Raw genomic sequence first — 15,042 nt, forward strand, 5'->3', positions numbered from 1 at the left:
GTGTCACGGGGACACCGGCGGACCGCCCGCACGGGTACGGATCAGGAGGTGGCGAAGAAGAGCGTCTTGCTCGACCAGTTCACGTCGGCGGTGGCCGCCGCGACCTGGACCGAGGCGGTGCCGTCGACGGCCTCCTCGTCGAACGGGACCGCGCGCAGCGAGCCGTCCGTGTTGCCGTACACGATCTTGCCGTTGACCCAGGTCATGCCCCGCACGTTGCCCCAGGCGAGATCCGCGCTGGGCAGCGTGAACTCGGTGCAGCCGACGATGTAGCCGTCCGGCTCCAGGTAACGGTAGAAGAGCTTGTTCGTGCCGGCCTTGGTGTAGTACATCCGGCCGTCGAGGTAGAACGCCCCGCTCATCGCGGCCGGGTTGAACCAGTTGTTGTAGCCGCTGCTGATCCACGGCGCGCCCACCGAGCCGGCCGAGAAGATCGACACGTCCAGGTAGCTGCCGTTCGGCGCGGTGGCGTCGGTCTTCGCCCAGTAGAGCTTGTTGCCGACCGAGAAGGACGCACCGGCCGAGGTGAGGTTCGGCTGGCTGGAGGCGACCGGGGCGCCCACCGAGGTGCCGTTGAAGGAGACCTTGGTGGCCTGGCCGCTGGCGGTGCCCAGGTAGAGGTAGCCCGAGGCCGCCGTCGGGGCGTTGACCGCCGGCGCCGTCCGGCCGCCGGCCAGCGGGAACAGGCCCATCCGGCCGTGGTACTCATTGCCCAGGCCGTCGGAGTCGAAGCCGGCGAGCAGGCCGTTGCTGCCGCGCCACAGCTCCCACATGATCGCACCCCAGGCGGTGGTCCCCGACGGGGCGCCGGAGCGGGTCGGGTTCCAGTTCAGCGGCAGTCCGTTGATCGGGTCGAGCGCACCCAGGCCGAACCGGTTGATCGCGCCGGACCCGGCGGAGTCGTTGCCGTTGGCGTTGTTGAGCCAGCGGAAGTGACCGCCGACGTAGACCACGTTGTCGGCCACCTCGACCGAGGTCACCGAGTCGGTGCCGGTGTAGTTGACCCAGGTGGCGTCGATCGCCGCGCCGCGGGCCGAGGTCTCGAACCGGGCCGCCGCGTCGCAGTACGCCCCGTCGCCCCGGCCGCCGTCGGCGATGATGACGAAGTAGCTGCCGTCGTCGGAGAAGTCGACGTCGCGGGCGTAGAACGGGAACGCCCAGTTGTAGCAGGGCGCCACGTAGCGCTGGGTGCTCCAGTCGGCGACCGCCGGCGTGCCGGCGAGGTCGACGACCACCACCTGGTTGCGGGGCTGCCCGTTGACCTGGGTGAAGTTGCCCACCGCCACCAGGGTCTTCTCGTCGGGCGCCACGGCCAGGCCCCAGACCAGCTCGGTGCTGTCCCGGGCGACGCTGGCGTCGACCTGGAAGGTGGGGTCGATCGCGCCGGTGGTGGCGTCGAGCCGGGCGAGCAGCGAGTGCTGGGTGCCGTTGACCCAGTGGAAGGCGCCCGCGATGTAGAGCTTGCTGCCGACCACGATGGTCCGCCGGACCAGGCCGCCGTCGCTGCGGCCGGCCCAGCCGGCGACCGTCGCGCCGGTGGCCGGGTCGAGCTCGACGAGGTTCTTGCGGCTCACCCCGTTCACGGTCCCGAAGGCGCCGCCGACGATGAGCTTGCCGTCGGGGCTGGCGGCGAGCGCGTGCACCGCGCCGTCCAGCGCCGGGGTGAAGCTGGTCTTCAGCGCGCCGGTCGTCCTGTCGTACGCGAAGAGGTAGTTGCGAGCCGTCCAGCTCGCGTCCGCGGCGGCCTTCACCGAGGTGAAGGTGCCGCCGACGTAGACGGTGTTCCCGATCTCGGCGAACGCCTTGGTGTCGCCGTTCTGCGCGTGCGGGATGTTGTCCGCCGGGTTCGCGGAGGTCAGGGTGCTGGCGACCGGCTGGAGCCCCTCCGCGCGGGCGGGCGCGGCGAGGAGACCCGCGGCGAGCACCGGCGCGGTGAGCGCGACGAGCCACCGCCTCCACACCGGTCGAGACGACGTTCTGAGAAGCACTGGCGCCCCCAATGACGAAGTGAGATCAGGCGTAGCTTGCTGTGCACGGACATTTCGCACCATCAACCGACCGGTCCGCTCGGTCGGCGCCTCGGTCCGGTCGACCCGTACGGGTCGTGTCCGGACGGCTCGCGGCGGACGAGGATTTCGTCGACCGGTGGACCCTGCGACCGGGGGTACCGTCCACCCGGACGTCACGACGCGTCCATCCACCGGAACGGGGTGACCGTACCGGTCGCGGCGACCGTCCACGTTGCCGCCTCCGCCAGATCCTCGGCCGTGACGGCGTCCGCCTCCCGAGCCAGGACCAGTCCCCGCCGGTCCAGTTCCCGGGCCATCTCCACCTGGTGGTCGTCGACGTGCTCGCCGTGCCGCCGGCGGCGCGGCACGTAGATCGCCCGCCGGCCGGCCCGCATCGCGGCCAGCGCCGAACCCACCCCGGCGTGCGTGACGACCACGTCGGCCTCCCGCATCGCCTGCTGCATCTCCGCGTACGGGACCTGGCGGCGGGCACCGGCCGGCATCCGGTCGATGCGCGTGGACCCGACCTGCCAGAGCACCTCCGCCTCGGGCGGCAGCACGTCGACCAGACGGTCGAGCAGCCGGGGGAAGCCGAAGCGCTCGTGGGTGCCGAGCGCCACCACGATCCGGCGCACCGGCCGGGGCCCGGTCGTCCGGGTGGCCCGGTACCCGTCGAAGATGGAGCCGCCGTAGCGCCAGCGCCCCCCGGCCCAGCCGGGGTACTGGGTGTAGAGCCGGGTCCTCGGCACGCGCGCGACCAGCCGGCCGGTCAGCGACGGTCCCTCGGTCCGGGTGGCGCTCTCGATGTAGTGGCAGGCCAGCCCGTGCCGGGCGGCCGGCAGGAAGAACGACATCGCCACGCTGGCCCCGGTGCTGATCACCTGGCGGAACCGACCGCCGCGCAGCACCCGGCGGGCCGCCACCAGGTCGCGCAGCGCGCCGACGGCGTCCCGGGTGGTCGCCGGCGGGACGTGGAGGACCTCGTGGCCGTCCAGCAGGGACCGGCTCTGCGGCGAGTCGAAGGTGGCCCAGACGCAGTCGTCCTGCACGCCGAGCCGGGGTGCCAGGTCGTACAGCTCGGCGAGGTGTCCACCGGTGGAGGCGACGAGAAGGGTGGTCACGTCGTTGCCCGTCTTCCGTGTCGAGGGGTGGCCGGTGCGGGATCGCGCCAGGGCCGGGTCAGCCGCCGGTCATGACGCTCTCCCGGGCCGGCGCGGGTGTCCGCCCCGACGGGCCGAGCCGGCCGTCGGCGGTGACCACGGCCAGCGCCACCACGGCGAGCAGCAGGGGGCCGAAGATCCAGCCGCCGATCACGTCGGTCAGCCAGTGCTTCTCGGCGTAGATGCGGGTGTAGCCCTCGACGGTGGCGAGCAGGGCCACCACCGTCGCGAGGGCGATCCGGCCGCCGCGCGGGATGCGCCAGGTGAGCCCGGCGAGCAGCGCGATGGTGCCGAAGGTGAGCAGCACCCGGGCGCAGCCCCCGGACGGGTAGGTGCCGAGGTCCGTCGGCGGGTGTCCACGGTCGACGACCGTGGCCAGGATCTCCTGGGTGTACTGCTCGACGACGAACTGCATCGGCATCGCCACCAGCGGGATCCACCAGCGCCGGCGGCGCCAGGCGACGGCGAAGGCGAGCGCGGCGACCACGGTGACCCACTTGAGCGGGTACCGATCCCCCATCGCGGTGACGAACGAGGTCACCTCGGCCCAGCCGGTCACCCGGCGGGCGTGCACGTAGTCGAAGACCGGGTGGTCGACGTGCGGTTCGAGGCGGGACAGCGCCTCGCCGAGCGGCCAGCAGATCGCGACGACCGCCGCCGCCCCGGCCAGCAGCGCGACGGCCGCGGCGCCGGGCCGGCCCAGCGCGTCGGTGAGCCCGGCGACGGCGGCGCGGAGCCGCCCGGCGGCCCGGCCGGAGCGCACCCGCGGCGCCCAGCGGGTGGCCGCCACCGGGACGAGGACCACCGGCACCAGCACGGCGAGCACGCCGAGCACGTAGATGAGGGTCACCGGCGGGCACCGCCTTGGGGTCGGGCCGCGGGCACGGCGGCGTACGCCGACCCGGCCGCGGGCCGTCGCGTGACGCCTGCCGATGTCATTGGTCCCCCTGCCGCCGGCGCTCGGCCGGACCTGCCCCGCACTCCACGACCCGGAGGGGCCCCACGCCGTCCCGGACCGGATCGACCCCGCCGTCGACGGCAGATGGTGATCGAGTGTTGACACCCTAGTGGACCGCCGCGCGTGAGCGGTAGCCGCGAGGCCCGTCCTGCGGCTTTTCCCCGCTTTTCCGGGTCGGCAGGCCGACAGCCGTCCCTCCCGCCGGGACGGGCGCCGACCCGGACGGCGGGTCGGCGGGACCGGTCAGCGGACCGGCAGGGTCAACCGGTCGGCCAGCACGTGCAGCAGGGCGGGGTGCAGCTTGTCGCTCCAGCCACCCCCACCGGCGGCGAGTTCCGCGGTGCGCAGCCAGAGCTCGACCAGGTACGCGTCGGCGACGAGCCGGCGACGGGCCGGGTCGAGCCCGAAGGCCGCGCCGTGCCGCTCCAGCAGGTCGATCATCGCCGTGGTCGCCTCGCCGGCGGGCCGGCCGTCCAGCGACAGCGCGCACTGGAACCCCTGGTGGGCCAGGTCGAAGCCGACCGGCCGGTCGGTGCCGCTGTTCTCCCAGTCCCAGGCGACCAGCCGACCCCGGTGGGTGCCGAGGTTCCACGGCACCCAGTCGCCGTGCCAGTGTCCGAACTCCATGGTCGTCGCGCCGTCCCGGTCGACGAGCGCGGCCAGCGCGGCGTCGACCGCCCCGCCGGCCCGGGCGGCGCGGGCGGTCAGGTCGGCCAGGAAGGGTGAGTCACGCAGTGGCCGGGGGGCCTGGGCCGGGCCACCGCGCCGGGCCACCGCCAGCATCGCGGCCACCCGGGGCCGCTGCGGGTGGCGCAACCGGCGGACCCGGGCCGGCATCGGCTCGACCAGGGTCACCCGGAGGTTCGCCCAGGTGAGTTCACGCAGCAGGCCCGGCACCTCGGGGAAGTCACCGCCGTCGCGGGGCAGGTCCCGCAGCGCGTCGGCCTCCGCGCCGACCATCGCCCTGGTCGCGTCGTTCCAGCCGATCTTCGCGTACGCCCGCGCGGCGCCCCGGTCGTCGAAGAGCTGCAACGTCGGCTTGTGGTGCGGGTCCGGTGGACGGATGCCAATGGCGGCGTGCAGCCGGCGGCCCTCGACCTGGCTGATCCGCTCGGCCAGCAGCAGCTCGGCGGGGTCCACGTCGGTCGGCACGGCGACGGTGAGCACGGGCATCCGGGCCAGGCCGGTGGCGCCGGCGGAGGCGAGCAGGCCCACCGCGAGCCGGTTGGCCCGGACCCGGGGCGGCCGCAGCGCGTTGTACGCCAGGGTCGACGCCGCCCCCACCCGGCGCGAGGCGAGCGGCAGCAGGAACTTCGCCCGGTGGACCGAGGGCACCACGGCGTACCGGGCGGCGACCCGGTGACCGGCGGGCGCGGGGGCCGGCGCGGCGGAGACGTCGAGGCGGAGTCGCGGGTCGCCGAAGATGGCCCGGCTCACCCAGCCCAGGCCGTCGGACCGGGTCCGCGGATCCGCTGCCGTCGTCATGCCGTCCCCCATCCCGCCCGCCGCCCGGGCCGCGTTGGCGGACACGATAGGTGCAGCGGGCAAGCCGCCGCCCGGCGGGCCGGAGCCCACCGGGCGGCGTGCCGGTCTCCTCAGCGTTGCCAGACGCGGACGTAGTCCACCTTGAAGTCGGCCGGGAAGCGGGTGGCCGCGTCCGGGTCGCCGAGCCAGCCGCCGACCTGGAAGTTCAGCCGGATGTTGAACGGCTTGTTGAAGGCCTCGTCGAACCACGGCGTGGTGCTGCGGTCGCGCTGCCAGACCTGCCGCCCGTCGACGTACCAGCGGATCACGCCCGGCTCCCACTCGGTGGTGTACGTGTGGAAGCCGTCACCGGGGTAGCCACCGTTCGGCAAGTACCACCGCTGGTCCTGCTTCACCGGGGTGTAGTCGTAGAAGATGCCCTGGGTGGCGGCTCGGTAGAAGTCGCTGCCGCCGGGCAGCTCCACCACGTCGATCTCGCCATTGCCGCCGTCGTCCGGGCGCAGCCAGAACGCCGGCCAGAGCCCCCGTGAGTCGGTCGGCCCGTTGGGCGACTGGGCCCGCATCTCGAAGCGGCCGTACTGGAACGAGGCCTTGCCGATGGTGTCCAGGTAGCTCTGGGTGTACTGGCGGGTCTGCGAGCTGCACACCGCGGTCTCCCGTTGCGCCCGCAGGGTGAGCACGCCGCCGGAGGTGAAGGTGTTGTCGGCGTCGTCGACGTTGCAGCCGCTGTCGATGTCGCGTCCCTCGTTGTCGCGCAGGTTCCACCGGGACAGGTCGACCTGCGGCCCGCTGAACTCGTCGGACCAGACCAGCCGCCAGCCGGGCACCTGGTCGCCCGGCGCGACGGTCGACGTCGGGGCGGGCGGGGTGGTGGTCGGTGGAGGCGGCGGCGCGGTGGTGGCGGTGCGCGTCGGGCTGGGCGCGATCGTCCGGGTCGGTGACGGCAGCGGCGCCGATGGCGGCGGTGCGGCGGGCGTCGTCGGCGCCTGCGTGGAGCTGGCCGGGGGCCGGACCGGCGCGTCGCCGCCCCGGCTGTAGTTCAGCACCAGCTGGGGCCGGATGGTGGTGCGGGTGTTCTCCTTCGACGCCCAGTAGATGCGGCTGTTCCAGTTCTCCTGGGTGAGGGCGAAGGTGACCCGGCCGTTGCCGGTGACCGCGCCGGTGACGTCCCAGGTGTTGAAGCCCTGACTCACCCGGTCGACGGCGGCGAGCGCCGGGCCGAGGGCGGGCCGGGAGGTCCAGGCGCCCGCCCCGGCGGCGGTGCCCTGCGCGGTGTGCGCCCGCACCCGGGAGGAGAACGGCTGCCAGGCGTACACCCGCAGGCTCGCCCGGACGTCGCGGGCGTCGGCGGGCAGGCCCCGCACGGTGAACTCGATCAGCGCGTCGCGCTGGCCGTTGCCGTTGCCGTCGCAGAGCCGCGGGCAACTGGCCAGCGTGGTCTTCACGCCGTTGTCACCGTCCTGCGGTACCTGGGTGGCGGTGGTGTCGGCGGCGGCGGTGACCACGATCGGTGACACCTCGGCCGCGACCAGCGGCATCATGCTGGCCACCACCCCGGCGACCACACCGGCACTGAGGACGCTCAGGACGACGGCCTTGCGGCGGGCACCGACGGCCGGCGCGGCGCGGTGGAGTCCGTGCCTGGTCAAGGAAACACTCCCTGTGTCGGCGGTGATTACCCGCCGCAGCGTATCGACGCTTTGCGCACGCCGTTCGGACAAAACCCACACGACGAGATGACTTAACCAAAGCATAAGAGTGACGCCGCCGCGGGCGCGGGCTGACGCCGGGCGCTACCGGCGGGCCGCCCCGGCCAGCGCCTCGCGCATCGCATGGACCGGCGCGGGCACCCCGGTGAACTGCTGGAACTGGTCGATCGCCTGGGCCAGCAGCAGGTCGAGCCCGGAGGCCACCCGGAGCCGGGCGGCGAGGGCGGACGCGGCCAGCGGGGTCGGCCACGGGTCGTAGAGGGCGTCGAAGAGAACGGTGGACGGTCCCCAGTGGGCCCGGTGGGCCAACTGGTCGGCCACCCCCTTCGGCACCGTCGAGATGACCACGTCGGTGTCCAGGTACGCCGTGGCCCGGTCCCACGGCGCAGCGGCCAGCTCCACCCCGACCGCCGTCGCCACCGGGCGCAGCTCGTTCACCGCGGCCTCCCGGCGGGCCACCACCGTGACCGGGCCGGTGCCGAGCCGGGCGCAGGCGGCCAGCGCGGCCCGGGCGGTGCCACCCGCGCCGAGCACGGTGACCCGGGCGCCCGGCGTCACCCCGGCGTTGGTGAGCACCTCGACCATGCCGACGACGTCGGTGTTGTCCGCGTACCAGACGCCGCCGGGACGTCGTACCAGCGTGTTGGCGGCGCCGACGGCGGCGGCGACCGGCGAGGCGCGGTCGGCCACCGCGAGCGCGGCCTCCTTGCCGGGCATGGTGACCGACAGGCCGACCCACTCCGGGCCCAGGCCGGCGACCAGCTCCGCCAGCTCCGCCGCCGCGCACTCGATCCGGGTGTACGACCAGCCGGTCAGCCCGGCGGCGGCGTAGCCGGCGTGGTGGATCACCGGGGAGAGGGAGTGCGCGATCGGCTTGCCGACCACCGCGGCCCGGTGCACCGTCACGTCACTCCCCCGTCCCACGACTTCCGACCCGAGCCAGCCGGGGGGTCAGATGATGCCGGCTTCCCTCGCCTTGGCCTCGTTACGCTGCTGCTCCGCGTACGTCTCCGCGAAGGCGGAGTGACCCTGCTTGTCGATGGCCACGAAGTAGAACCACTTGCCGTCCGGCGGGTCCATCGAGCCCTGCATCGCCTGCTTGCCGGGGTTGTCGATCGGCGTGGGCGGCAGACCCTTCAGCTTCCGGTTGTACGGGTTCTTCGGGTTGTCGAGCTCGGAGGCGGTCATCTGCGCGGACGTCTTGGTCTTCTGGCCGGTCAGCTCCAGGTAGTAGTTGACCGTGACGTCCATCTCCAGGCAGTTGCAGGGGAAGTCCTTGTACACCCGGTTGTAGGCCACCCGGGCGACCTTGCCCAGGTCGTCCTTGTTACCCGCCTCGGCCTGCGCGAGCGACGCGACGATCAACGCCTCGTACGGGCTGACCCCGCCGAGGTTGGCCTCCACGGTCTCGACGAACTTCAGCTCAGTCGTCACGGTGAGGAAGTTGGCCACCATGTCCTTCAGGATGCCCTCGGCGGTCGCGTTCGGCGGCATCTCGTAGGTGTCCGGGTAGAGGAAGCCCTCGATCGACTTGGTGACCTTCTTGCCGTCCTTGCGGTTGAACCAGAAGGCCGGCACGCCCAGCGCCTCGGGGTCCTTCGCCGCCGCCTCGAACTCCTTGACCGGGATCTTGGTCTTGTCCGAGAGGATCTTGTAGACGTTCTTGGCGGTGCGGCCCTCCGGAATCGTCACCTGGTTGGTGACCTTGTTCTTCCGGTCCAGCATCATGGTGAGCGCCTTCTCCGCGCTCATCTGCTTGCGCAACTTGTAGAACCCGGGCTGGATGTTCTTGGCCAGCGCGTTCTCCTCGGCCGCCTCGATGAAGGCCTTGGTGCTCTTCACCACGTCCGCCGCGACCAGCGCGTCACCGATGTCGGCGATCAATGCGCCCTGCTTCACCTCGACCAGGGCCTGGCCGCTGCCGGCGCCGTCGTAGTCGGGGGTGACGAAGTGGTTACGGATCCGGTCGAAGCCGACGAAGGCGCCACCGCCGATCCCGCCCAGCAGGACCAGGGCCATGAACAGGGCGAAGACCGTCTTGCCCCGGCCGCCGCCGGACTTCTTCTTCCCGTTGCGCCCCTCGACGAAGCCACGCCGGTGCCGGCCCTTCTCACCCCGCTCCGGCTCGTCGAACCCGAGGTCCAAATCGTCGATCATTCCGTCCGCCTCCGCTGCGCGTCTAGCCAGCTCTGCAGGATCTCGACCGCGGCGGCCTGATCGACCACCGCGCGTTGGCGCTTTCCCCGGACGCCTCGCTCCGCCAGCCTACGAGACGCCACGACGGTCGACATCCTCTCGTCGGTGAGCGTCACCGGAACCGGCGCTATTACATCGGCCAAACGGCTCACATACGCGGTCACATGCTGCGCCGCCGGGCCGTGTTTTCCGGCCAGGTTGACCGGAAGGCCCACCACCACCTCGACCGCTTCGTGCTCCGCGATCAGGTGTGCGAGCTCCGCCATGTCGCTCGGCACCGTGTCGGGCGCCGCCGTCAGGTCCCGGGCGAGGGTGACCAGCGGGGTGGCGAGCACACCGTGCGGATCGGACCGGGCCACCCCGACCCGAACCTGGCCGACGTCCACGCCGAGCCGGACACCCCTGGTCAAGTCACCCACGGGTCACTCCCCGGATGGAACGGGCCAGGGCGGACCGGTCCGGTCCGCCCTGGCTCCCCTCGTGCACGATCACGCCTCGGCGATCGCCTTCTCGACGGTGAGCAGCAGCTTCGGCGCCTCCGCCGCAGGCAGGCCGCCGCCCTGCGCGACGTCCGGGCTGCCGCCGCCCCGGCCGGAGAAGGCCGCCTTGACCAGGTCGTTGGCCGCCAGCCCGCGGAGCCGGGCCGCCGCGTTCACGGCCACCACCAGCGACGCCTTGCCGTTCGACCGGGCCGCGACCGCGACCACCGCCGGCCGCGCCGGGTCGATCTTGCCGCGGATCTCCTGGGCGAGGGTCCGCACGTCGTTGCCGGCCGCGCCCTCCGGCGCCTCGGTCCCGACGTACGCGATCCCGTTGACGTCCTTCGCCTGCCCGGCGAGCGCCGCCGCTCCGCCCAGCACCAGCTGGGCGCGGAGCTTCTCCAGCTCCTTCTCCGCGTCCCGCAACTGGGTCACGGTCTGCTCGACCCGGTCGGCGACCTGGTCGCCCGGCACCCGGAACAGCTCCGCCAGCCGGGACACCAGCAGGTGCTCGCGGGCCAGGAAGCCGAAGGCGTCCATGCCGACCAGCGCCTCGATCCGGCGTACGCCGGAGCCCACCGACGCCTCGGAGAGGATCTTCACCAGGCCCAGCTGCGCCGAGCGGGCCACGTGGGTGCCGCCGCACAGCTCCCGGGCGTAGTCGCCCACCTCGACGACCCGGACCCGCTCGCCGTACTTCTCGCCGAAGAGCGCCATCGCGCCGATCCGGCGGGCCTCCTCCTGCGTGGTGATGAAGGCGTGCACCTCCAGGTCCGCCAGCAGCACCTCGTTGACCTGCTGCTCCACGTCGTGCAGCACGCTCGGCGAGACCCCGGTCGGGGTGTTGAAGTCGAACCGGAGCCGGCCCGGCGCGTTCAGCGAACCGGCCTGGGTCGCCGACTCGCCGAGGAAGTTGCGCATGGTCTGGTGCACCAGGTGGGTCGCGGTGTGCGAGCGGGAGATGGCGCGGCGCCGGGTCACGTCGATCTCGGCGTACCCGGTCTCGCCGGCGCGCACCTCGCCCCGCAGCACCTTGGCCCGGTGCACGATCAGGCCGGGCACCGGCTGCTGCACGTCGAAGACCTCGACCTGGCCGCCGCCCACGGTGATCAGGCCCTGGTCCGGCTGCTGCCCACCGCCCTCGGCGTAGAACGGGGTGGTGTCCAGCACCAGCTCGATCGTGTCGCCCTCGACCGCCGCGCCGATCGCCGCGCCGCCGGAGAGCAGCGCCCGGACCCGGGACTCGCGGTTCAGCTCGGTGTAGCCGGTGAACTCCACCGCCCCGCCGTCGTCCAGCACCGACCGGTACGCCGACACGTCGGTGTGGCCGGTCTTGCGGGCCTGCGCGTCGGCCTTGGCCCGGTTGCGCTGGTCGGCCATCAGCCGGCGGAAGCCCTCGGCGTCCACCTGCAGGCCCTGCTCGCCGGCGATCTCCAGGGTCAGGTCGATCGGGAAGCCGTACGTGTCGTGCAGCTGGAACGCCTTGTCGCCGGAGAGCGCCGGCTTGCCGGCCGACTTCGTCTCGGCGATCGCGGTGTCCAGGATGGTGGTGCCGGCGCGCAGCGTGGAGAGGAAGGCTTCCTCCTCGGCGTACGCGTACTGGGAGATCCGGTCGAACTCCTCGGCCAGCTCCGGGTACGACGGGGACATGCAGTCCCGGGCCACCGGCAGCAGCTCGGGCAGCGCCCGCTCCTGCCAGCCCAGCAGCCGCACCGCCCGGATCGCCCGCCGCATGATCCGGCGCAGCACGTACCCGCGACCCTCGTTGCTCGGGGTGACCCCGTCGCCGATCAGCATCAGCGCGGTCCGCACGTGGTCGGCGACCACCCGCAGCCGCACGTCGTCCGGGTGCGACTCGCTGGCCACGTGCCCGGAGTGCGCGCCGTAGCGCTTGCCGGTCAGCTCGGCTGCCCGGTCGAGGATCGGCCGGACCTCGTCGATCTCGTAGAGGTTGTCGACCCCTTGGAGGATGGAGGCCATCCGCTCCAGGCCCATGCCGGTGTCGATGTTCTTCGCCGGCAGGTCGCCCAGGATCGGGAAGCTCTCCTTGCCGGTGCCCGGGCCCCGCTCGAACTGCATGAAGACGAGATTCCAGAACTCCATGTAGCGGTCCTCGTCGACCGCCGGCCCACCCTCGCGGCCGTACTCCGGGCCGCGGTCGTAGAAGAGCTCGGAGCACGGGCCGCACGGGCCGGGAATGCCCATCGACCAGAAGTTGTCGGCCTTGCCGCGGCGCACGATCCGCTCGGCCGGCACGCCGACCGACCGCCAGATCTCGAACGCCTCGTCGTCGTCGAGGTAGACGGTCGGCCAGACCCGCTCCGGGTCCAGCCCGTAGCCGCCGTCGGCGACCGACTTGGTGACCAGGTCCCAGGCGAGCGGGATCGCCCCGGACTTGAAGTAGTCACCGAAGGAGAAGTTGCCGTTCATCTGGAAGAACGTGCCGTGCCGGCTGGTCTTGCCGACCTCGTCGATGTCCGGCGTACGGATGCACTTCTGCACGCTGACCGCCCGCCGGTACGGCGGGGTCTGCTGCCCCAGGAAGTAGGGGACGAACTGCACCATGCCGGCGTTGACGAACAGCAGGTTCGGGTCGTTGATGGCGGGCAGCGGAGCGGACGGCACCACGGCATGGCCGTTCGCCTCGAAGTGGGCGAGGTACCGCCGCTTGATCTCCGCCGTCTTCATCGCTGGTGTTCCTCCGGAAAGATCTCTCGGTCGCCGATGCGCGGGTCCTCCCGCAGCTCGGCGAACTGGTCGTCGAACGCCTCGCCACGGGCGAACGCCTCGTGGATCTCCTGCTCCCGCTCGGCCATCCCGACCCGGACGTCCTCCACGAAGCTACGCAGCGACTCCACCAGGCCGCCAGCGGATTCGGACAGCCCACTGGCGATCCCGGCCGGGGTGTACGCCTGAGCGGTACGGGTGGCCTTGCGGACCACCACCACACCCACGGCCAGACCGATGCCGAGCCAGAACAGTCGCCTCATGGTCTCATTCCTCCTGCTCGCCGCCGGCCGGGTCAGTGGTTGCCGCGCCGGGCGGCGCGACGCTGCTGCTTGATGGTGTCGCGCACCTCACGCTCGGTCTCCGCGTGCCGGCGGGCCGAGGCGGCCCGGCGCACGCCGTAGCCGAAGGCGGCCACCTTGACCAGCGGGTTGGCGGCGGCGGCGGAGACCACCGTCGCCAGGTTCGCCACGTTGGCGGTGACGTTCTGGGCGTGGGTGGTCATGGTGTCGACCTTGGCGAGCTGGAGGTTGACCCCGTCCAGCGAGGTCTGCACCTGCTCCAGGGCAGTGTTGACGTTCTTCACCGTGGTGTTGACGTCGCCCAGCAGCGGGGTGGTCTGCTCGTTGAGGTCGTTGATCATCCGGGTCGCGGCGTCCACGGTGTGGCGGAGCCGCAGGATGGGCAGCGTCAGGATCAGCACCAGCATCGCGAAAGCGATCGCCGCGACCAACGCCGCGACATCCAAAGGCTCCACGCCTGTCCTCCTCATACAGAGTTCCGGGACCCGGCGTCCCGGCACTCGACCGTCCGACCCACTCGGCGTCCATCGACTCACCAGGGGTCAGCGGGGCCGGCGGGTTCGCCAGCCCCAGACCCTACCGTCCGTGATGGAAACCGGCTCAGGATGGTGAGCCGGTGGGTTCTCCGAGCGGGTCGTCGGTGAACGTCGGGAACGGATCCTCACCGGTCAGCGACGGGTCGGTGCTCGGCTGCGGCCGGGTCCGCTCGTCGTCGATCGCGTTGCGCACCTTCACCGACACCAACGATCCGGTGCACTTACCCGCAGCGGGCGGGGGCACCGGGGACGGCGGCACCGCCGGCGCCCCGTTCACCGGCGGCGGTACGCAGGTCGGCTGCCGTACCCACAGGTCGAGGGTCAGCTCGTCGCGGCGCCAGCAGGTGTAGCTGCCCTTCTCCTTCTGCTCCGGGCAGCGGGCGACCTGCCACGGGCGCCAACCCTCGGCGGCCAGCGCCTGGGCGTAGACCCGGGCGGTCTCCTCCGGGGCACGGTCGGAGGTGACGGTGCGTTCGCGCAGCCGGCAGTCCTGCAGGCACCAGCGGCTGCCGCTGACGTTGTCGACGGTCTTCACCGCCGCCCAGCCCGGCACGCCCAACTCGTCGAGGGTGTCGAAGACGGGGTCGTGGCTGAGCGTCCGGATGCCGAAGTAGAGCGGGACCGCGCCGAGCAGCACCAAGGTGACCAGCGCCAGGATGCCCAGCCGCAGCCGGCGTCGTTCGCGCATCTGCCGGCGCAGCTCGGACCGGGCGCCGCGCAGGCCACCCGGACCGGCGTCGTCGGTCTCCTCCCCGGCCGGCGGACGCAACGGTGGCCCGCTGACCGGGCCGGCGGGGTCGGGCCACGGACCGGCCGGGGCGACCACGGCGGACGCCCGCGCGACGGCCGGTGGCGCCTCCGCCCGGGCGGCCGAGGCTACGACGGCGACGCCGGACGGCTCGGGCCGGCCGGGCTGCCCCTGCGGCGGGGACGGCCGTCCGGCGCGCTCCTCGGGGCCCGGCTGCGGCCGGCCGGTCGGCGCGGCCGCCCGGGCGACCGCGGCCTGGCCGGCGACCGGCGCGGCGCCGGCGGGCGTACCGCCGCGCGGCCCGACGCCGGGCGGGCGGGCGTCGTCGCCCGGAGCGGGCGGTCGGGCGGTGCCGGTGGCGGGACCGCCCGGACGCGCTGCGGCCCGGACCGGGCCGGGCGTGCCGGGCCGGGGGCCGGCGGGAGCGTCCGGACCGCCGGTACGCGGACCGGCCGCCGGATCCGGGACCCCGAGGCGGGGGCCGGTGACCGGGTCCGGAACATCGGGTCGAGGGCTGTCGGCGCGGCGGTCCGGCGCCGCGGCGGCACCGCCCGGGCGCGGGCCGACGGTCTCGGCGCGCGGGTCACGGACAGGCTGGGAGCCGTCGCCGGCCGCTCCCCGCGCCGGACCGGACGGTCCGGACGTGGCGGGCTGACCGGGCCGGGCGGCGCCCCGCGCGGGACCGGACTGGCCGGGGCGGGGCGGGGCCGCTTCCGCACCCGGACGGGGCGCC

12 protein-coding genes are annotated in these 15,042 nt (G+C 73.3%); all 12 read right to left on the reverse strand.

Annotated elements, in window-relative coordinates:
• Nucleotides 1-41: 41 nt before the first annotated feature.
• Nucleotides 42-1,961, reverse strand: coding sequence for a hypothetical protein (locus AC5RWQ_RS14280; protein ID WP_494283207.1), 1,920 nt, complete (start codon nt 1,959-1,961; stop codon nt 42-44).
• Between the two features lie 221 nt (nt 1,962-2,182).
• On the reverse strand, nt 2,183-3,130 hold the full coding sequence (locus tag AC5RWQ_RS14285) for a glycosyltransferase (RefSeq protein ID WP_494283208.1): 948 nt from the start codon (nt 3,128-3,130) through the stop codon (nt 2,183-2,185).
• 58 nt (nt 3,131-3,188) lie between these two features.
• A complete protein-coding gene (locus tag AC5RWQ_RS14290) occupies nt 3,189-4,019 on the reverse strand; it encodes a phosphatase PAP2 family protein (RefSeq protein ID WP_494283209.1) in 831 nt (276 codons plus the stop codon).
• A gap of 351 nt (nt 4,020-4,370) precedes the next feature.
• Nucleotides 4,371-5,624: a hypothetical protein gene (locus tag AC5RWQ_RS14295; protein ID WP_494283408.1), complete on the reverse strand. Its 1,254-nt coding sequence runs from the start codon at nt 5,622-5,624 to the stop codon at nt 4,371-4,373.
• Between the two features lie 98 nt (nt 5,625-5,722).
• Nucleotides 5,723-7,261 (reverse strand): family 16 glycosylhydrolase, encoded by a 1,539-nt coding sequence (locus AC5RWQ_RS14300; protein WP_494283210.1) that lies wholly within the window; start codon nt 7,259-7,261, stop codon nt 5,723-5,725.
• 144 nt (nt 7,262-7,405) lie between these two features.
• Nucleotides 7,406-8,227 carry a shikimate dehydrogenase gene (locus AC5RWQ_RS14305; protein ID WP_494283211.1) on the reverse strand — a complete coding sequence of 274 codons (822 nt, stop codon included), beginning with the start codon at nt 8,225-8,227 and terminating at the stop codon, nt 7,406-7,408.
• A gap of 45 nt (nt 8,228-8,272) precedes the next feature.
• Nucleotides 8,273-9,478, reverse strand: coding sequence for an endolytic transglycosylase MltG (gene mltG, locus AC5RWQ_RS14310; RefSeq protein ID WP_494283212.1), 1,206 nt, complete (start codon nt 9,476-9,478; stop codon nt 8,273-8,275).
• Entirely contained in the window at nt 9,475-9,936 is a 462-nt protein-coding gene (gene ruvX / locus AC5RWQ_RS14315; RefSeq protein ID WP_494283213.1) for a Holliday junction resolvase RuvX, read from the reverse strand. The genes mltG and ruvX overlap by 4 nt, the downstream gene beginning before the upstream one ends.
• Before the next feature lie 69 nt (nt 9,937-10,005).
• Nucleotides 10,006-12,684 carry an alanine--tRNA ligase gene (gene alaS, locus AC5RWQ_RS14320; RefSeq protein ID WP_494283214.1) on the reverse strand — a complete coding sequence of 893 codons (2,679 nt, stop codon included), beginning with the start codon at nt 12,682-12,684 and terminating at the stop codon, nt 10,006-10,008.
• Entirely contained in the window at nt 12,681-12,986 is a 306-nt protein-coding gene (locus tag AC5RWQ_RS14325; RefSeq protein ID WP_334494037.1) for a hypothetical protein, read from the reverse strand. Before AC5RWQ_RS14325 ends, alaS begins: the two co-directional genes overlap by 4 nt.
• A 32-nt stretch (nt 12,987-13,018) precedes the next feature.
• A complete protein-coding gene (locus tag AC5RWQ_RS14330; RefSeq protein ID WP_334494038.1) occupies nt 13,019-13,480 on the reverse strand; it encodes a DUF948 domain-containing protein in 462 nt (153 codons plus the stop codon).
• Nucleotides 13,481-13,625: 145 nt separating this feature from the next.
• The gene (locus AC5RWQ_RS14335) at nt 13,626-14,249 is read right to left on the reverse strand and encodes a hypothetical protein (RefSeq protein WP_494283409.1); all 624 of its coding nucleotides are present in this window, start codon (nt 14,247-14,249) and stop codon (nt 13,626-13,628) included.
• Nucleotides 14,250-15,042 lie beyond the last annotated feature (793 nt).

This window comes from Micromonospora sp. BS32 (assembly GCF_059089345.1).

Excerpts from the sequence above, each read along its gene's own strand:
- AC5RWQ_RS14295 (WP_494283408.1), bottom strand. The coding sequence starts at position 5,624 with ATGGGGGACGGCATGACGACGGCAGCGGATCCGCGGACCCGGTCCGAC.
- mltG (WP_494283212.1), bottom strand. The coding sequence starts at position 9,478 with ATGATCGACGATTTGGACCTCGGGTTCGACGAGCCGGAGCGGGGTGAG.
- alaS (WP_494283214.1), bottom strand. The coding sequence starts at position 12,684 with ATGAAGACGGCGGAGATCAAGCGGCGGTACCTCGCCCACTTCGAGGCG.
- AC5RWQ_RS14325 (WP_334494037.1), bottom strand. The coding sequence starts at position 12,986 with ATGAGGCGACTGTTCTGGCTCGGCATCGGTCTGGCCGTGGGTGTGGTG.
- AC5RWQ_RS14335 (WP_494283409.1), bottom strand. The coding sequence starts at position 14,249 with ATGCGCGAACGACGCCGGCTGCGGCTGGGCATCCTGGCGCTGGTCACC.